The organism is Desemzia sp. FAM 23989 (assembly GCF_045528345.1).
In the GTDB taxonomy this organism is placed as follows: Bacteria; Bacillota; Bacilli; order Lactobacillales; family Carnobacteriaceae; genus Desemzia.
The window spans coordinates 133,152-153,829 of sequence record NZ_JBGQQT010000003.1 but is presented as its reverse complement, the minus strand read 5'-3'; the positions used below and the strand labels follow the sequence as shown (position 1 = coordinate 153,829).

The window sequence follows — 20,678 nt, the reverse complement described above, 5'->3', positions numbered from 1 at the left end:
TCCTCCTCTATTCAGTCCGATTGTTTACGTTTCCCAAGTAATCCTTCAACCATTCTTCGGTTGTTTTTTCTATTATCACCTGTCCATCTTCTGTCCGATGAGAAATATAAATCGTGGGTTTTTGCGATTCAGTTGCAACAACAAACGTAAATTCTACATTTGTCGCAATACCCCATTCCCCTTTATTGTCCATACAAATGAGCGACATCGCTCCAACTTTCCCATATTTTCTCTTTAATTTCTTTTCAAATTCCTCCAAAGTTCGCTGTGCTGCATCTTTTGGTGGTAATCCCTCTTCCATTTTCCGAACCACTTCGTAACTTAAAATGCCTTTCATTAAATCTTCGCCCAAACCGGTTGCTGTTGCACCGCCGATATCGCTGTCTACATAAAATCCTGAACCCGGCAGAGGAGAATCTCCAACCCTACCTTCTTTTTTCATAAATAGACCGCTACTGGATGTTCCTGCAGCCATATGATGGGCTTTATCTAATACAACCGTCCCAATTGTGTCGTGACCATCATAAGGAGATATTTCTTTAGCTTCAATTTCCTTTTTTTTCTCTTCCCATTTTTCTTTAGACTTTTCTGTCAATAAATCTTCTTGTTCAAAACCCATTTTCACTGCGCATTTTTTTGCTCCTTCGGCAATACGAAATGAATTGAATCGCTCTTTACTTAATTTTCTGGCAACTGAAATGGGATTTTTTATATTCTCCAGCCCAGCAACTGCCCCTATTTCTAACGTAGTTCCATCCATGTATGCTGCATCCAATTGCACTATTCCTTCTTCGTTCGGAAGGCCTCCATAACCGACTGAGATAAAATTGGCAAACTCTTCTACTTCTTTGATGACTCCCTCAAGTACATCTCCTGCACTACTTCCATCAGCTAATTTTTCTGATTGATGAAGAACTCCTTCATAAGCCATCCGCCATGTTGCAATCATTCCATAAGTCATTCGTTTTCCTCCTTAGCAAGTTTCGTATACTACAAAGTATAAAAGCTTTACTTGCTTCAAAATAGTCAGCAAGCAAAGCTTTTCGTGTTTCCTCAAAAAGAATCTTTTTGTTTCCATCACTGGTTGAACTGGCTTTGTTGAAAAATAAAATCAAACTCAAAATCGTCCATTTTTAATGTATATTCCGGCTGTGCATCCGGACCGCAACTCCCAGTCCCAATTCCATTCTGTGCTATATCAAGATATAAAAAGTTGAAAGGAGATTGCACTAATTCTTCTCGGTGCTGAGCTAAATCGATATTTTCTTGAGAACTAGAATGGATACTGTACGAAAATGAATTGGTGCTGGAAATATGCACTTGTTTTCTTTCCTGGGCGTTTAATTTAACCCAATGAGTGTCTAAATGGTTTCCACTCTCTTGCGGATAAATGTAGGGAAAATTTAAATTTTCTACAGAACTTTCAAATAACCCAAATCTTCCTGCTGATTGTGTATCAACATACGTTTCATTTGGCCCTTTTCCAACCCAAGAAATATGTTTGTACTCTGCGCGTATTCCTGATTCTAAGCCAATACGAGCAATCGTATCAGGAAAACGTCCTTCTGGTTTACCCTTTACATGAAAAGACAATGTACCATCTTTCTTCAACTTGTATTCATAAGTGAGATGGATCTTCCACGCTAATTTTCTTGTTCCAACCACTTTTTGTACCGTTACTGTTGTATTTTCAAGGGAATCATCGTAATTAATTGATACTAGACGCTCTTGAGTTTGATGCAGGCCATAATTTCTCCATGTTGCTCCTACTCGATGATCATTATCTGTTAACGGTCGATACAAATTTAGACGTGGCGCAGTTTTAAAGAATTTTTCTCCTTGGACTGTCCAATCCAACAGATTCCCAGTTACTTTGCTGAACAATACCTGAGTACAGTTATTTTGAATGGCAAGAGTGGTTTCAGCCTCACTCTTTACAAATGGACCTGTTTCAGCTGATTCTGGCACTGGAGTTGAAACAGAAATACTTGTCGGCAAGTACAATACATACTCACTCCAGGCCAATTCAAACCCTTTTTCACACCATTTCATATCTTGTTTAGAAGTGTACTGTATTTCTATCCACACGGCCTCGTTTTGTTGATGAGTTGGTATATTATAAGATAGTGTTCGTTTGACTGCCGAATGCGGCTGAATCCCAACAATATCAATAGTACCTTTTTGAATCGCAACTCCTTCTACTTTTAGTACCCACTCTGCAGTTAAGTCATCCACCGTGGTAAAATCTTTGCGATTGGTTATTTCAATTTCAGTACTAGAGAGCCATTTAGTTGTAAGCGGTTCTTGAGCTTTTTTTGCTTCATAATATCCGGGAGACGGTGTTCTGTCCGGTTGCACTAAGCCATCAATAACGAAGTTCGCATCATTCGGTTCATCACCAAAATCACCGCCATAATGGTAGACTAATGTCCCTTCTTCATTTTCAGCTAATATACCTTGATCACACCATTCCCAAATGAATCCCCCTTGAAGTCTTGGGAACTTATAGAAGATGTCCCAATAGTCTTGAAGAGCTCCTGGACCATTTCCCATGGCATGGGCATACTCACAAACAATGTGCGGCTTTTTCATTTGTGATTGTACTCCTAATTGTTTTAAAAGCGGCAAGTCTGTATACATTGTAGAATGAACAGCAGAAAGTTTTGGTTCTTCTTCTAATAATTTTCCTCTCCAGTTGATTTTTAACGATTCTCCTTCATGATGGACAAACCGTGTAGGGTCACGTTCTTTTGTAAATTGAACCATTTTTTCATGGTTTTTTCCTGCTCCAGATTCGTTTCCCACAGACCACATAAAGATAGAAGGATGATTTTTATCTCGTTCTACCATTCGTTCCATCCGGGAAACATATTCCTCTTCCCACATTTCTTGATTGGCTAATTCGTCTACCTTGCCATCTATTTCAAAGCCATGTGTTTCGACATCCGTTTCGTCTATAACATAAAACCCGTATTCATCACACAATGCATAGAACGCCGGCGTATTTGGATAATGACTCGTTCGAATAGCGTTAAAGTTCCCTTGCTTTAATAGTTTGAGGTCTAAAATGATATCCTCATAATCAATTGCTCGTCCTTTTGTTTGATGAAACTCGTGTCGATTAACCCCTTTTAATTTGATGGGAACTTGATTTATATGTAACAACCCTCCTTTTATTTCTAATTTTCGGAATCCAGATTTTTGGATAACTGTCTCCAAAACTTGATTATGGATATCTCGTAGTTCAATTTGGACTTCATACAGATGAGGTGTCTCGGCTGACCACAGTTGAATGTCTTTTACAGGAACAGACCATTTCCAATATTGATTATCTACTTGAACAGCTTCTTCCTCTCTATAAAGTACCTTCCCCAAAGGATCGACTAAAGAATGTACGACCGTTATCCCTTCTGTATCTCCAATGAGTTCAGACTCTACCACTAATTGAGCAGAAGAAAGTGCCTCATTCACTTCTGAATGAACAAATGTATCTTGAAGATACGTTTGTGGGCGAGCAATTAAAGTTACATCTCGGTATATTCCCGATAACCACCACATATCCTGATCTTCCAAATAGGTTCCTTCAGACCATTTCGTTACTTGAACGGCAATTCGATTTTTCTCACCCTTTACATATGAAGTAATATCAAATTCAGCCGGTAACCGGCTTCCTTGACTCATACCTACTTCTTCCCCGTTTACCCAAACTTTTAGTGAGCTGTCCACTCCTTCAAAACGCAATAAAACTTTTTTTTCATCCCACCCAACGGGCAAATAAAAATCTCTTGCGTAATTCCCGGTGGGATTCTCATCTGGTACGTATGGAGGATCCAATGGTATAGGATATTGAACGTTTGTATAATGCGGCTTCCCATATCCTTCCAATTGCCAATGGCTAGGAACCGAGATATCTTTCCATTTAGAAACATCATACGTTTTTGCAGCGAAAGCCGTTCCAGCCTCTAAAGGATTAGACCAGTAAGAAAAAGACCACGCTCCATTCAAACTCATCGTTCGATCAGATTCGTTCCATTGTTTTCTGTGCTGATAAGCTTTTAGTGACCCATATGGAATAAAATCCGCTCGAGCAGATTCACGATTTAAACTTGTTTGCATCATGCCCCTCCTTGTGAATAAATCTACAGTCCATATTTAATAATGTCTGTACTAGCTATCTTCATTCTTTAATGAATAAGGCAGCTCATGAGGAAGATAGTCATTTTCTGAGGGTAATAAGCCTAGTTTGACTTCCAGTTTTCCGCCTTTAAGAATGGTTTCATGATTTAGATAAAGACTTTCCATTGTTTCTGAATTTAGCTTCGTCCGCTGTACAAAATTGTTTTGCGGATATTGATTAGGTACAACTGTAGTAAACGTTTTTCCATTCGGCAAATGAACCACGCTTTTATCAAATTGTGGTATTCCCAATACATATTGAGGAACACCAGGAGTCACAGGATAGAACCCCAACATACTAAAAATGACCCAACCTGACATGCTGCCATTATCTTCATCTCCTGGATAACCATCAAAATGGGTTGAAAAAGCGTGCTCACAGAGTTGTTTGACTAACAACTGTGTATAAGCCGGTTTTCCAATATAAGCAAACAAGTAAGGTATATGGAAACTGGGTTGATTCGAAATCGCAATTTGCCCAAATTCGGCAGTTGCCAGTTCGCTCATTTCATGTATTTCCATTCCATAGTTTCCAATTTCAAAGGTAGGATCACTATTTGTCAGACGAACAAGATGTTCTAAGAACGCTTCTTTGCCTCCAAATACATCTATGTAGTCTTGGAAATTATGAAACACAGCTAAACTATTTTGCCAAGCACTTCCCTCCGTATAATCATATCCCCAATCTTCAGGCACGAAGGATTCTTTATACTCTCCTTCTGCATCTTTTCCTCGCATAAAACCGGAATTTTCATCAAATAAATGATGGTAATTTAAAGCCGCTTTTTCGTACTGACCTGCTATTTCCTCTTCTCCAAGGATTTTGGCTACTTGTCGGATACAGAAATCACTATAGGCATTGTCTTGAGTTTGATTAACGCTTTCAATTTTATTATTTGTCACATAACCATAAGCCAGTGTGTCTTGTACCCCACTTCTCCCAAACTTTTCTTCTGTAGGCGGAATTGTGGCTTCTTTCACCATAGCATCTAAAAGGAATCGCATTTCTTCTTCATTTAATAACCCTTTCACACCAGCATCTGCAATCACTGCGTTCACAAGTGTTCCAGGCATTAAGCCACGTTCATCTGGGCTGATCCATTTAGGCAAATGACCAGATTCTTCATAAAAGTGCCGGATGCCTTCTAAGATTTCTTTGTATTTTTCTGGAATAATTAATGAATACAGCGGATAGACTGTTTTATAAGTATCCCAGAAACCATTATTCGTAAAGAATTTACCTTTTTTAATAGAGTTGCTGTATACGTCAAAATGAATCGGCTGATTTTCATCATCCAATTCGTAAAAGGTTTGCGGGAATAAGAACATTCGGTACAAATAAAAGTTAAAATCCTGAACCTTTTGCGTGTCTCGATCGCTTACTTCGATCTTACTTAAATAATACTCCCACTCATCTGCAGCCTTTTCTTTTATCTCTTCAAATGATTCGGTCAAACTTTCTCTTTCTAAGTTTAGTAAAGCTTGTTGTTCACTGATAAAGGAAGTGCCCAAAGAAATTTCCGCTTCTTCCAAATGATTACCTAGACTGATAAATAAACAACTTGTAATGGTGTCCTCAAGCTCAAGCGTTTTTGTCCAGCCTTCTTTTTCATCAAATGTTAAGTAAGAAACTTTATCCTCTTCAGCGGTGCCAAAATCCAACACAAAATAAAAGTACAACAAAGACTTATCGCTATCTACTTTTTGAGGTAATCTCCCAATGAGTCGATTACTTTCTCTATCTACTGTGTAGTCAATGGTTTCATTAGTATGTAAAAGAAGGCCTAGTTCCTTTTCGCTTTGATTAGTCAGCTTTAATTTTGCTCCGTAAGTTGTTGGAGCCAACTCTACTCCTAAACGATAACGCAACAGATCTGCTTTAAAATAGTGTGGTTGAAAAAAAGCTCTGTCAATTTTGTATGAACTTTGATTCAATTCAACGTGAGTTCCTGTCGGCATTCCTGTAACTGGAGTCATTAAAAATGAACTAAAATCTCCCATCCAAGGACTCGGCTGATGTGTCAGCCGAATACCTTGGAAAAGGGGATAAGTAGGATCGAACATCCAATTCGATCCCATTTGGTTTTGTAAGACGAAGTAATTCATTCCAAAAGGAACGCCTGTATAAGGGAGAGTGTTCCCATTTGAAAATCCTGGTTTATTTAACGAACCATGTCGCGTATCTACCGTAGTTACTTTCATACTTCGCTTTCCTCCATTTTTTTCCAAATATGTGTTTTAATTTCAAACGGTTTTACTTCTTGGGTATTCCCATTGTATGGTACTTCTTCCTCTAAAATAGTTGCTTCAACAGGTTTATATGAACCCATTTCTAATTTATAAGGGCTCTTTTTACTTGTAAAATTGTAAAAACGAGTCACTGGGTTGTTTGTACCTGCGTTCCGTTTTAAAGCCGTTACTGCAATGTTTTCTCCATCAACTGAGAGAAATTGATCTGTTGATTTCAGTGTTCCATCATGCAAGTCAGTTTGATAGGTCAATAATGGAACTGAACTATAAATAGCTTCTTTGTAGTTTTTTTCTACGTCATCTTTTCCATGGAAGCTTAAATAATAGTCAAATGTATAAGTTCCTTGGCATTGTGCTTCTGGCGTTGGGAAGTAACCCCAATCTCCCATTTCTCCTACTGCGCGGAACAACGTTAAGCCAATCGTTTGTTGGTCGTTCTCTGAAATCACTTCATACTCTGGTATCCCTTGAGGTGCCAATACCATTCCATGAGAGTCTGTACGAACATTAATAAAACGATGCGTTCTTTGTGGATTCGTCGGATTTGTCCATGCTGCACTAACCTTATTTTCCCTTTTAACCGTTTCAAAAATACTGTCTGCATAATGGACATCTGTTTGAATACCTGTTGGGAACAACACTCGTAGTCGATGGTCTTTCATTTCATTGTGAAGAGTGGATGAAAATGAAAGGTGACGACTATTTTTAACGAGAGAAACAGTTGTTTCAATACGTAATGGCTTCGTTTCTTTCACACGTTGAGCTTTACGGTTTCTAAATTCGACGACTGCTTGCTGTTCTATTTCCAATTGTTCATCTGCGCTAACTGGAACGTCCATTTCGTGTACCAAAGTTAATTCTTTAAAGAATGTAGTCTCTTTTGATACCTGAGCACTTACTAATTTGTTCAGTGAATAAATTGGTTTTTCGTTATTCGGTTGTTTAAATACATATTCATTTCCAATATCTCCAACATCTTCAAAGACCAATAAATTAGAATAAGTTCTATTTTGTTTTAAATCAGTCACGCTAATCGTTCCATCACTGTTTACTTCTAAAGACACCCAGTCATTTTTAAGGGTTACGTCTGTTTTATCCCTCTCTTGGTTTTCTTCATGAATAACTCTCTCTCCGACTGGAACTAGATAATACGTATCCCAAGAATACGAGGCCATTTGCTTAACAGGAAGTTGAACCGTTATATTTCTTGAAATATAAGGACGCCTAAAAGCATCTTTTGGCAATTCGTATCCAAAGCGTGGCCCTTCATTTATAATTTCGGCTTCCACTTCTTCCCCTGAGGCATTCACTATTTTGTATTTAGGAGCATCTGCTTCTCTGATTTCTTCGTAACTTGCTGTTGGAAATTGTTCAGAAAAGTAAATTTTTTCTGTATCCAAGCTGATTGAAGAAACTCCATTTTTTTCTGAACCGGCTGTATTAAACACTACAAATGGTACTGCTTTTTCCATTCCATCTTGTGCAGTTTTGATATGGTTCGTCAATTTATCCATAGACTCATCTTTAACATATTCTCCAACATTTCTTGCATTTTGGAAACGAGTCATCATTCCAGCATGAACCTCATCTACGCTACAGCCACATATACTGTCATGCGGGTGGTTTTGCATGTAAATTTTCCAAGCATAATCCAGTTGGTCATGAGGATATTCCCCAGTTACTTCATACGCCATCGTTGCTAATGGTTCTGCAATTTGTTCTAATAACACAGAAACTTGGTGATTCGCTTGTTTCAAGTATGTCCGAGCAGAAGCTGTATTCGTTAAGGTATACCATCCTTCTGTCTCTTGAGAAGTCAATTCGCCTTTAACAGTATCCAAATCTTCAGGAAGTTCTGACATCATTTGACCCATATATTCCTCAAAATTGGAATGAACAAAATTGTAGTCTGGATATAATTCATTCGCAACTTCTATTGCTTTTGATAAATCTCTTTGAACAGGTTGGTGATCACAGCCGTTCATGAACAATAATTGATCCATTGACGCATAAGCCTCGGCATCTTTTAATTTTTGATCCCAAAATATTTTAGCTTCTTTTTCAGTTGCCGGAACTTCATTCCCATTGCTGTACCAATTAGCAAATAGAAGCCCAATGATTTCTGATTGGTCTGCCCCTATCCATTTCATTTCAGAATAAGAAGAAACAAAATTATCATCTTCAGTAGACTTATTCGAAAATCCAGTTGGTTTCACTCCTCTTCCATATGCTGCGATGTCAAATCCCAACTGTTTCATTAACTGAGGAGTCTGCCCAACATTTCCAAAAGTGTCAGGATAATATCCAATGTCTACTTTTGACCCCCATTTTTCACTTTCGCGGTGACCAATTAACATGTTTCGAACATTTGATTCACTACTCGTCAAAAATGCATCTTGAAGAATGTAAAAGGGTCCAATTTTTAGATTCCCATTTTGAATATATTTTTCTAGTAAAGGTTTTTTTTCAGGACGAACTTCTAAATAATCATCTAAAATAATCGTTTGTCCGTCTAAATAAAAACTCTTAAATCCAGGATCAGTTTCAAACAACTCCAATACATCATCAATCAATTCAATTAATAACATATGGTGTTTTTCATATGGTAAGTACCATTCCCTGTCCCAGTGACTATGTGAAATAATATGAACGGTTTTCATAATCTAGCTCCTTCAATACAAAAATATTAACGATCTAATTCGTTCTTTTGAATGATTTCACTCATCCAAAACGAACTCTTTTTAGGAATTCGTTTGCCGGTTTCTAAATCATAGCGATAATAACCATAACGATTCTTATATGCATTCAACCAAGACCAACAATCCACAAATGTCCATACATGATATCCAAAACAATTTGCTCCTTCATCAATAGCTTGCAATGCTTGGTTTAAATGATCTCGAATAAATTCAATTCGGTAATCATCTTGGACAATTCCTTCTTCATCCATAAATTGTTCTTCATCCGAAACACCCATTCCGTTTTCTGAAATATACCAAGGAATGTTTTCATACTCATCTTTAAGCATTATGGCTATATCATAAATTCCTTCAGGATAAATTTCCCATCCTCGATATAAATTCATTCTTTTTTCTGGCCAATCATAGCCGCGTGAAAATTCGCCTGGACTTTTTGCAGGCTGGCGAACTCTTTCTTTGTCTATGGCTTGCACACGTATTGGTTGATAGTAATTAACTCCTAAATAGTCTACTACCCCTGAAGCTAATAATTCTGCATCTCCATTTTCAATAGATGGCAATAAATCATTCTCTCTAAGCAGCGTCACCAATCTTTCAGGATATTTCCCAAAAACAGCTGGATTTAAAAAACTCTTTATATGAAGTACTTCAGAGTTTTTCTTTGCTTCTTGGTCTTCTTTACTTTCTGAGCGTGCATAGACTGGCGATAAATTTAAGATGATTCCGATTCTTCCATTCCGTTGTTTTTCTTTGAATACTTTCACTGCTGCAGCATGTGCTAGCATCGTATGATAAGCAACTTGAATAGCTCGTTTAAAATTATTCACTTGTGGCCAGTGATCATTTCCTAAATAACCACACTGCACATGAACAATTGGCTCATTAAAGGTCATCCAATCATGGACTATATCTCCAAATTGTTCAAATGCTGTATCTGCATAATAAGCAAAATGTTCAATGGACTCTCTGCTTTCCCAGCCACCTTTTTCCATCAACCACCATGGCATATCAAAGTGGAACAAGTTTACTATAGGTTCTACCCCTTGTTCTTTTAACTTTGAAAAGTAATCGCGATAATAACGAACAGCTTTTTCGTTTACCGTTTTGCCATCTGGTAACAAACGATTCCAAGAAATAGATGTTCTAAAGGAATTTAAATTCATTTCTGCCATTAATTTGGCATCTTCCGCATATCTTTCATACGTTAGTGAAGTATCTTTTGGACCTACCCCGTTATAAAAACGCTCTGGTTCTTTTTCATACCATACATCCCACGTACTAGGTGTTTTACCATCTTCATATTGTGCGCCTTCTGATTGAGGAGCGGATGTTGCTGCTCCCCAAAGAAAATTTTTCGGAAATTTTTTTCCCATAATTATTTACCTCTCAATCGTATATCCAAAGTAATCCAACATTAATTCACAAAAGAGCATATTTGGCCATGAGAACCATTCTCTAGTATATTGTGTACTGTCGTTTTTATGAAATCCTTCATGCATAGCTTTCTTGCCGCCATCTGTCTTTACCAGCGTATCAAGAAGACGTTTCTTATCTTCTTTATTGTCACTAGTCAAACCTTCCATAGCTAAAGATAAGTGCCAAATATAGTCTTCAGGTGTATGCGAACTTCCAATTCCTGATGCTTCTGATCCGCTATAATAATAAGGATTTTCTGAACTGAGAATTGTTTCACGAGTATTCACATAAACTGGATCATCAGCAGAACAAAAACCTAGGTACGGTGCTGAAAGAAGGTTTGGTATATTTGCGTCATCCATAATAGACGCGTTTCCCAATCCATCCACTTCATAGGCATATATTTTTTTGCCTTGATTATTTTCAACAATTGCATGTTTCGAGATTCCTGCTTTAATTTCTTCTCTTAATTTTTTCACACGTTCTTTTTTTGCTTCATCCGGTAAAACATCCGTAAAAATTTCTTCCAAGTAGCGCAACACAACAACAGCAAACATATTCGACGGCACAAGATAATGGTATTCACATGTGTCATCACTCGGACGGAAGCCAGACCACGTCATGCCGGTATAAGCCACTTCTGAACCTTTTCCTTCATTCACTAATGTGTCTTCTTTACGCCAGGTATCTCGTTCAAATAGGTAAGGAGAATTTTCGTGTCGTTGTTCTGTTTCCCAAACAGTCAAAATGTCTTCTACCGCTTTCAAGAACGTGTCGTTAAAATGAGAGGTATCTTTTGTTTGTTTATAGTACAAATAGCTTAATTGGATAGGGTAGCATAACGAATCAACTTCATATTTCCTTTCCCATACAATAGAGTTCATTTCTGTGTAATCCGTTTGATGTCCTGCTTTATTTTCTTCCTCGTTAAATGCATTTGCGTACGGATCGATATGAATCAATTTAAAATGTCTTTCAATCAATCCTTTAATGATAGACTTAATTTCTTCACTTTCATTTGCAAGAAATAAATAAGGGCGGATTTGTGCCGTCGAGTCTCTTAACCACATTGCTGGAATGTCTCCAGTTAATACAAAAGTAGTGTCATCTTCTAAAATTTTCACTGTATTTTGTAATGTATCTAAAAAACTACCATTAAAAATTTCCAACCATTCAGGATGTTCTTTCCCTAATGAATTAATACGAGTCATAAACGTTTGAATAGATTTAGGAAGAGTTTTTTCCATTATTAGTTACCTCCAATAAATTAGTCCTAGATAGAACAGCTCGTACAGTTTTCATAGATTCAGAAAACAAATACGAGCTATATTCTTTATATCAATAAGACTTACTTGTCTTTTTTATTATTTTCCAGCTTCTGCCCATCTGTCGTAAGCAGCTTGGTATACCGATACGTATTCTTCAACACCCATATTTTCAACTGTAGACACATACTTATTCCAGTTTTCATCATCTAATGGAAGTTGACCCGTAATAAACTGTGCTTCAGAATTACGGATATACGTTTGAAGGTCGACTTCGATTCCGCTTACTGTATCTTGTTCTTCTGAAGTTAAATAGACGAGTGGGAATGCAACTTCTCCGTGTTGATTAATTTTTTCTTCCGTTTCTGATTCTATAAACATTTCAAATTCCGTTTTTTCGCTATCGCCGATTGGCTCTAATTCAAAATCTGAATTTCCTGGTGTAGTAATTCCGTAGTCTGGAGTGATTTGACCGCGGTATTCTTCTCTATCACTAGCTTCTAGATCTTCATTGTATTCTCTTGCTCCGCCTTCTTCATCTGCCCAAACCCATAAGTATCCTTCCGGTCCTCTATTTAAGAAATCATATCCTTCTTGAGAGTAAAAGTAATCTACCCATCTCATAGATGCAGCAGGGTTTGGATTATCTTTTGTAATAGCAAATGTACCTCTTTGAATTCCTGTACTCATTGGGAATATTAGTTCTTCAGAATACTCGCTTGTCATTGGACCCATCATTGGGTTATTGATAGCTTCTTCTTCTGTTTGACCCGTTGTAAAGAATGAGAACCAATCTGGGAACATTCCTAACTGGTTATTCTCACCTTTAGCTTTTTTCTGTTCATCTGCTTGAGAGAATACTTCTTGGTCTAGTAATCCTTCTGTATATAATTTGTTCATGAATTCTAAATAGCCACGGTAATTTTCTGTTGTTGGAGCATAGCGAACAGTACCATCATTTTCTTCAATTCCCCATTCTTTAATTCCAAATGCTGAAAGTAACCATGGACGAGTACTATCCATTTTTACATCTGTAAAAGGAATTTCATCTGCTTTACCATTACCATTTGGATCTTCCGTCTTAAATCTAACAAGCATGTCATATAACTCATCAATCGTTTTAGGTGCCTCATCAATTTCTAAAGCATCCATCCAGTCTCCATTAATCCAAACAGGCCCTCTTATCCAAGTTGAGCTTGCTCCTCCATTAATTCGTGGCAAACTATAAATATTTCCATCAGTTGTTGTGATAGATTGCTTGATTTCTGGATTTTCTTCCATAGCTGCTTTCAAGTTTGGTGCGTATTCCTCAATTAAGTCATTTAACGGCAATAACAAACCTTGTTTACCATAATCTACTTCCAAAGCTGGTGTTAAAACATCTGTTCCTGGCCCAAAAAGCATATGCGGTACGTCTCCACTAGCAAAAGCTAAATTGAATTTCGTACTAAAATCACTTAAGGGTGGTGTAGTATAATCAAGGTCAATATTTGTCATTTTTTCATACTCTATCATCGTTGCCATGTCTTCCCATTCTGCCATACCAGTACCAGGAGCCATCAGCGTCATATTGATAGGTTCTTCCACTAATGGGAACCCTTCTTTTGCAACTTCTTGAGTATCTGATGGTGTATTTTCATCGGAACTACCTTCGCTAGCTGAACTACCTCCGCATGCTGCTAATAATAATGAAGTGGAGAACAAGAGTCCCGTTGCTAAAAATCGTTTGTTTTTTTTCATTAGAATATTCACTCCTAATTTTTATTTTTTATTACCCTTTAATAGAACCAATCATTACACCTTTTACAAAATATTTTTGTAAAAATGGATACACAATAATAATAGGCAGTGTAGCAACAATCATAACGCCGTACTTTATGATAGCGCTTAAGTTTTGTTGTTCATTTAAGTACATTGCAGTCTCTTCTGTCATCATAGTAGTTGGATTTGAAGATAAATCCTGTAACACAAGAATTTCTCTCAAAACCATTTGCAATGGATACTTATTTCGATCATCAATATAAATCAATGCTTGGAAATACTGGTTCCAATGACCAACTCCATAAAACAAAGCCATTACAGCTAGTATTGGCTTAGACAATGGTAAAACTACTGCAGTAAATAGTTTGAAATTTGAAGCCCCATCCATAAGGCCTGCTTCCGTTAGCTCATCAGGAATGGTAGATTGGAAAAACGTTCGCGTAATCACTATGTTATAAACAGACGCTGCTCCAGGTAGAATCAAAGCCCACATCGTATTTGACAATCCTAAATCATTTATTAAAATATAACTTGGAATTAACCCTCCAGAAACAAACATCGTGATAATCATCATTTTTGTAAAAAAGCCCTTGAGAGGAAAATCCTTACGCGACAAAACATACCCCGCCGGAATAGTCACCGCAAGATTTATTAATGTTCCAACCACGGTGTAAACAATAGTATTGAGGTATCCTCTCCAAATAGCTTCATTTTGCAATATCGTTTGATACCCTTTGAATGTAATTTCTTTTGGAAACAGCCACATTTCTCCCGAGTTTACAACAGATGGGTCACTGATTGAAGCACTTAAGATATAAACCAAGGGGTAAACTACTATTAAAAGAGCGATCAATAGCAATAGGTACACAACGGTAAGAAACATTCGGTCTGTTTTAGATTCTTTAATGGTAGAATTTTTTATAACTGCAGCACTTTTCATTTTCCTCACTCCCCTTCATTATTACCATAAGGATACATCGCTTACTTTACGAGATACCTTATTCACTACAATCAATAATGCCGCATTGATCACTGAATTAAATAAACCAATCGCTGCCGCATAACTATATTGAGCATCCAATAACCCTTGCTGGTAAGTGAATGTAGAAATTACGTTAGAAGACGGCATGTTCAATGGATTTTGCATCAATAATATTTTTTCATGTCCTACAGACATAATACTTCCAAAATTCATAATGAGTAAAATAACCATGGTAGGAATAAGAACTGGTAAATTGATGTACCACATTCTCTGTAACCTTGATGCTCCATCGATTGTAGCCGCTTCGTGCAATTGCGGGTCTACCCCTGATAAAGCTGCCATATAAATGACTGAGCTCCATCCTGTGCTCTGCCAAACTCCTGAAAGAACATAAATTGATTTAAACCAAGAAGGATCTTCCATAAATGCTTTTGCCTCAAAACCAAATGCTTCCAAACCGTGATTAATAATCCCATTTGTTGGCGATAAGAAAGCAATAATCATCCCAACGATAACGACTGTTGAAATAAAATGAGGAGCATAAGTAACTGTTTGAACCATTTTCTTAAATGCGCCATCTTTCACTTCATTTAAGGCTAGTGCTAACATAATTGGTATTGGAAAACCAACTACTAAGGAATAAATACTAATCCCCAATGTATTCTTTAATAGATCCAAGAAGTAATAAGAATCAAAGAACTTTTCAAAGTGTGCAAGTCCTACCCAAGGGCTATCCCAAATTCCTAATGATGGCATATAGTCTTTAAAGGCTATTTGAACACCATACATAGGTCCATAATGGAAAACTAAAAAGTAAAGAAAGGCAGGTAATATCAATACATATAGTTGCCAGCTAGAGAGGATTTTTTTTGTTTTATCTTTCCAACTTGATTTTATCCTTGTCTTTTCTAGGCTTCCCTTTCTAATTGTAGTATTTGGGATACTCGCTATTTTCTTAGCTTGTTTCTCCATACAAATTTGATTCCTCCTTCTTCTATATTATTCTTAGGAGTAAAAATAGAATCATCTTTCTCCTAGTTGCTTGTGGTTGGCCACCCCTAATGTAAGCACTTTCATTATATGTAGATCAGGCATTATTTACAATGTGTTGTTTTTTACGCTTTTTTGTTAAAAACATTATCAAATCAATGATTGTGCATTATAGAATGTGTAATTTTTCTACACATCTACACAAAAAAAATACGAATAGTTTACCCATTCATATCTTTTTTGTTTTTTAATTGCTTTCTCGATATCTTTTTCTATACTCTCCAGGTGTTATTCCATTTTCTTTCCGAAATTTCCTGGTGAAATTAGATACATCATAATATCCAATCTTTTTAACCAATTCTTGTATCGGTTCTTTCGTTGTCAACAGCAACTCTTTAAAGCGTCCCATACGCAATACTTGTATAGTATTTGAAAAAGACTTTCCTGTTTCTTCCTTAATTAGTTTACTGGCATATGAAATAGAAATATTATTCTCGGAAGCAATTCTTTCCAATGAAATATCAGGGGAATCATAATTTTGGTAAATAAATTGAACAACTCTTTGTTCTGTTTTTATACTTTCCGTTTTTTGTCTTTCATTTATGTTATTACAAATAGAAATGACAATGCTGTTTAACACTTCTTTTGTTTCTTTCGTATTGGAAAAATTAGATAACTGTAGAGCTTGTTTATAGTAATCGTCTATTTCTAAATCAATAGCTAATTTAAACACAGTATTAAATACATCAGCGACTACTGCCTGTGTGGCAATTGCTTGATAAGCATATTGTTCAATTTTATAAAATAAAGACTCCACTGTTTCTAATGCAGTTTCTTTATTCCCTTGCTTCATGCTTTGCATCAGAACCAACATTTCTTCATTTGGATAATGAATCATGTCTGTCGGATTCGTTATACCGTTCTTTTGCGACACTTCTTTGAAAAACATGATAGATGATGTCTTAGAAGAAGAGGAATTCAATTGTTCCAATGTAGAACTAGCTTCAATATACGAATTTTTAATTTTAGTTACTGATTCGTAGGCATTCCCGACTGCAAACTTCCACGCTTCATTTTTTGGCAAATCTTCACTCTCAATTTTTTCTTTAATAAATGAAATGGTTTTATTCCAATGGGCTTTATTATCCTCTTCCATATTTAAGATGACAAAAATCTGATTATTTTTAAAATGTGGAACAGTTGCTTCAACAATATAGCAATCTAGATTTTCTTCAGTCTTATTTAATTTTTGTACAATTTTTTCTATATTGATAATATTTTTAGTTTCCACAGATTTTTCTCCAAGTTCTAAAATTAAAATAGCAAATAAAGGAAATGGAAAATTTATTCCTATATCTTTCAAACCATTTATAAACTTGTCGTCTTGGAGGTACTTTCCTTCAATTAAGTTCAATAATGCAGAATTTCGTACAATTGGAGCCTGCTCATTCATCAAACGATTTAACAAATTATATTCTGATCGAGTGCGCTTTACATTTGTTTGTATAAACATCCACTCATCACTTATTTTATCTTCTTCTGATGAAAATGTACTCGTTAACCGCTTAATTGGCCGATAATTTTTTGTAGCAAAGTAAAAAGAAACACCCATGCCTACAAGACTAAGCAATACTGCCGCTGCTATGAAAATAAATAATACTCGATATAGTGGGCGATAAAAACGAACTGTTTCAATCAAAGAAACGATTGTCCAACTTGTGATTGAATTAGAGTGACTATTTAATGTAAAATTTTTCTGATTGATTTGAATTGTTTCATTATTCATGATGACTGGCATTTTGTTTAAGATGTCTGATTGGGACACTTTAGAGATTTCTCCATTTGAAAAAAGCAAGCTTCCTTTTTTATCCGCTACAAACGAAATCCTTTCATCCTCATTACCCATTGCTTTAAGATTTGCTTTTAAGGGATCCATATTCATTACGAAAAGAATAACGCCATATTCATATTCAGGAGATGTTCCTTCAAGCGGCATAGTATAATAGACAATTTTATTGTTAGAGAGATTACTACCTGAGAACCTATCCAATGTATAAACAGATGCATTCTCTGTAGGATGCATAATTTCTTCCATTAACCGATCTTTTTCAGTAATATTAAAATCACTTGTATTATTCATTAATGCCTCTAGCGACATAGTACCTTTAGATGAAAAAACAGTTGGATGATCATTAATAATAATATAAATGCCTTTTGTAGAACGGATTGAGTTATCATACATCCTTAAGCGTTCTACATATTCCCTATATTCTTCCTTTTTACTTAACGAATGCGGAACAAAATCACGAGTATAATTGATTTGATTCCCGACTGAATCCATTTCCATAATTTGTTCATCTAACTGTAAACTTGCTTGTTCTAAAGAAGTCTGATTCGCTGAGGTTAATTCTTCACGGATACTTCTGACATAAATTATATTCACTGCAATTAAAGAAATGATAAAAGGAATAGAAAAAACAAGTAAATAAGAACCAAAATAACTTTTAAACAGATCAGAGTTTGGAATTTTTCTCATTGCTAAATTTTATCCCCCTTTCTTACAACAAACTGATTGGCATTAATCCTGTAATTCCTTCCTCTTTTCCTCTGCTTTTATTGCTCCAGTATATGTGAACCACACTATAGGCAGAAAAAATAATGGTATCCCAAAAAAGAATAGCAGAAATAGGTAATTTCTCATTAGGGTAATAACAATGATTAACCCTACCACAGCTGAAAGAGTAAATAATGGAACGGAAAGAGCGATAAAAAAAGATTGTTTAAGGGTGTTTTTTAAAGAGAAATTGTATCGAATCATAATCGTGTACGTGTATAGACCAACACAAAGAACAAGGAACCCAAGAAACAATATTAGCGTATGTAGAATAATAGATTGAATAAACACATTTGATACCCTTAAATCAATATATACAATTGCAAATGCCAAAAGCATCATGTACCCGATTTGGTTTGAACGCTTGAAGTAAGCTTTGTATGCTTGACTAAATTCTTCTTTTATAGAAAAACTTTCCCCTTTTTCATTAAACCATCTATACATTACTCTTATAACAGAAGCATTCGCAGGGAAAACTCCAAATACAATAAATCCTTTTAAACTATGTAAAACCCAAAATAATTGCAAAATAAAAAAATTATAAATCCACATTCCAAATGAAATAAGTGCATTTAAAAATTTACTTTTCTTAATATTATCCGACATTTTATTAACTCCCCCTAATTCGGTCTTTAAAATCATTTCAGCAGCCGCTAAGGAACCGCTTTCTTTTTGTTTTAATAAAAAAAGACTTCAAATCCATTTTTGTTAGTCTTTTCATATGAAATTAGTTTATAACAAAAAAGCGCTTTTATCAAATAAGGTTTGGTTTGCGACATACCAAACTTAAAAAAAACAACGATAGAAATAGATATGACCTCTTATTTCTATCGTTCTTCTCGCAGGTTTAACAAAAAAACTAAAATTGTTTTTATTAATTGTGAGTCTTTACAACAAACGTTTCATACGGACGCAAATTAAGTTTATTCAATTGATAAACCTTATTTGGATAATTTCCAATAATTGATTGTTTTTTATCTAGACTATCATTCAAACTGAAAGATACATAGCTTTCACTCATATTTGCCACCACTATCCAAGTTTCTTCTTTATAAATACGCTCATAAGCAAATATTTTCGGATGATTTGGAAGAAGTAATTTAAACTTTCCCCAAATAATTATAGGATTTTCCTTTCTCAATTTAATCAATTTCTGATAGGTGTAAAAGATAGAATTTGGATTAGCTAATGCTGCTTCTACATTAATATCAGAATAATTGGGATTGACATGGAGCCAAGGTTCTCCTTGAGTAAAACCACCATTTTTACTCTCGCTCCATTGCATTGGAGTTCGAGCATTATCTCGTCCCTTAGCATTTATAGAATGAAAAATATCCTTTTGCGAGTATCCTTGTTTAATTCGTTTGAAATACATATAACGTGTTTCAATATCATTAACTTCTGAAATATCAGAAATTGGAAAATTAGTCATTCCAATTTCTTCTCCTTGATAAATGTAGGGTGTACCTTTTAATAGGTGAAGAATGATTGCAAACATCTTTGCACTTTCTACACGATATTCTTTTTCATTTCCCCATCTAGATACGATTCTTGGAAGATCATGATTGTTCCAAAACAAGCTATTCCATATTTTTCCATCTAATGCTACTTGCCACTTTGCAATAGCATGCTTTAGTTCGAGTAAAGTAAATACCCTCAAGTCCCACTTAGATTTAGCTGGTTGTTCATCTAATACCATATGTTCGAAAGAAAAAACCATGGATAACTCATTCCTTGAAGGGTCACCGTAAAGCTGTGCGACTTCTGGAGAGGCACTCCAAACTTCTCCAACAGTCAGGGTATCTCTGTCTGCAAGTACTTCTCGATACATTTCTTGCAAATAATCATGCAATCTTGGTCCATTTACAGTGATTTTTTCATCCGGGACTTTGCCTATCAAGTCCACAACATCTAAGCGAAAACCTGCTACTCCCTTGTCGAGCCAGAAGCTCATCATTTGCCATATTTTCTGCCGTAATCGAGGGTTTTCCCAATTTAAGTCCGGCTGTTGCTTACTGAATAAATGAAAGTAGTATTGTTCACTCTTTTGGTCATATTCCCAAGCTGATCCACCAAACCCCGCTGTTAAGTCATTCGGTTCTTTTCCTTTATTTGAATCTCTCCAAATATAATAATCGCGGTATGGATTATCTTTCCCTTTTTTTGCTTCTAAAAACCAATGATGCTTGTCGCTTGTATGATTCAATACTAAATCCATTAAAATGCGTATATTTCTTTTCCTTGCTTCTTCAATAAGTAATTCCATTTCAATCATCGAGCCCGATTCTTGATTGATCTCTTCATAGTTACTGATATCATATCCATTATCAAAATTAGGTGATTGATAGACCGGACTTAACCAAATTGCTCCAATGCCTAACTTCTCTAAATAATCCAAATGTTTTATGATTCCTGAAAGATCACCAATCCCATCGTTATTAGTATCTTGGAAGCTTCTCGGATAAATTTGATATACGACAGTTTCTTTCCACCATTGCATAACTGCACTCCTTATACTTTTGTTT

At 35.8% G+C, this 20,678-nt stretch carries 12 protein-coding genes; all 12 read right to left on the bottom strand.

The window, feature by feature from the left end:
• Window positions 1–7: 7 nt before the first annotated feature.
• The 12 genes from ACEN36_RS03400 to ACEN36_RS03345 all read right to left on the bottom strand — a co-directional run bounded on the left by ACEN36_RS03400 (window position 8) and on the right by ACEN36_RS03345 (window position 20,653).
• A complete protein-coding gene (locus tag ACEN36_RS03400) occupies window positions 8–961 on the bottom strand; it encodes a N(4)-(beta-N-acetylglucosaminyl)-L-asparaginase (protein WP_407125949.1) in 954 nt (317 codons plus the stop codon).
• 116 nt (window positions 962–1,077) lie between these two features.
• Window positions 1,078–4,116 carry a glycoside hydrolase family 2 TIM barrel-domain containing protein gene (locus tag ACEN36_RS03395; protein ID WP_407103042.1) on the bottom strand — a complete coding sequence of 1,013 codons (3,039 nt, stop codon included), beginning with the start codon at window positions 4,114–4,116 and terminating at the stop codon, window positions 1,078–1,080.
• Window positions 4,117–4,167: 51 nt separating this feature from the next.
• Complete coding sequence (locus ACEN36_RS03390) at window positions 4,168–6,378, bottom strand: GH92 family glycosyl hydrolase (RefSeq protein WP_407097438.1); 2,211 nt, start codon at window positions 6,376–6,378, stop codon at window positions 4,168–4,170.
• Window positions 6,375–9,089, bottom strand: coding sequence for an alpha-mannosidase (locus ACEN36_RS03385; protein WP_407125969.1), 2,715 nt, complete (start codon window positions 9,087–9,089; stop codon window positions 6,375–6,377). Before ACEN36_RS03385 ends, ACEN36_RS03390 begins: the two co-directional genes overlap by 4 nt.
• Before the next feature lie 23 nt (window positions 9,090–9,112).
• Window positions 9,113–10,498, bottom strand: a complete 1,386-nt coding sequence (locus tag ACEN36_RS03380) for a glycoside hydrolase family 1 protein (RefSeq protein WP_407125948.1) — start codon at window positions 10,496–10,498, stop codon at window positions 9,113–9,115.
• Window positions 10,499–10,504: 6 nt separating this feature from the next.
• Entirely contained in the window at window positions 10,505–11,788 is a 1,284-nt protein-coding gene (locus ACEN36_RS03375) for a glycoside hydrolase family 125 protein (protein WP_407103044.1), read from the bottom strand.
• Between the two features lie 117 nt (window positions 11,789–11,905).
• On the bottom strand, window positions 11,906–13,546 hold the full coding sequence (locus tag ACEN36_RS03370; RefSeq protein WP_407103045.1) for an extracellular solute-binding protein: 1,641 nt from the start codon (window positions 13,544–13,546) through the stop codon (window positions 11,906–11,908).
• A 31-nt stretch (window positions 13,547–13,577) separates the two neighbouring features.
• The gene (locus ACEN36_RS03365) at window positions 13,578–14,507 is read right to left on the bottom strand and encodes a carbohydrate ABC transporter permease (RefSeq protein WP_407097441.1); all 930 of its coding nucleotides are present in this window, start codon (window positions 14,505–14,507) and stop codon (window positions 13,578–13,580) included.
• A 21-nt stretch (window positions 14,508–14,528) separates the two neighbouring features.
• The gene (locus ACEN36_RS03360) at window positions 14,529–15,521 is read right to left on the bottom strand and encodes an ABC transporter permease (RefSeq protein ID WP_407097442.1); all 993 of its coding nucleotides are present in this window, start codon (window positions 15,519–15,521) and stop codon (window positions 14,529–14,531) included.
• A 265-nt stretch (window positions 15,522–15,786) separates the two neighbouring features.
• On the bottom strand, window positions 15,787–18,075 hold the full coding sequence (locus tag ACEN36_RS03355) for a helix-turn-helix domain-containing protein (RefSeq protein WP_407103046.1): 2,289 nt from the start codon (window positions 18,073–18,075) through the stop codon (window positions 15,787–15,789).
• 42 nt (window positions 18,076–18,117) lie between these two features.
• Window positions 18,118–18,759 carry a YesL family protein gene (locus ACEN36_RS03350; RefSeq protein WP_407103047.1) on the bottom strand — a complete coding sequence of 214 codons (642 nt, stop codon included), beginning with the start codon at window positions 18,757–18,759 and terminating at the stop codon, window positions 18,118–18,120.
• A 268-nt stretch (window positions 18,760–19,027) separates the two neighbouring features.
• A complete protein-coding gene (locus ACEN36_RS03345) occupies window positions 19,028–20,653 on the bottom strand; it encodes a glycoside hydrolase family 13 protein (protein WP_407103048.1) in 1,626 nt (541 codons plus the stop codon).
• Window positions 20,654–20,678: the final 25 nt, after the last annotated feature.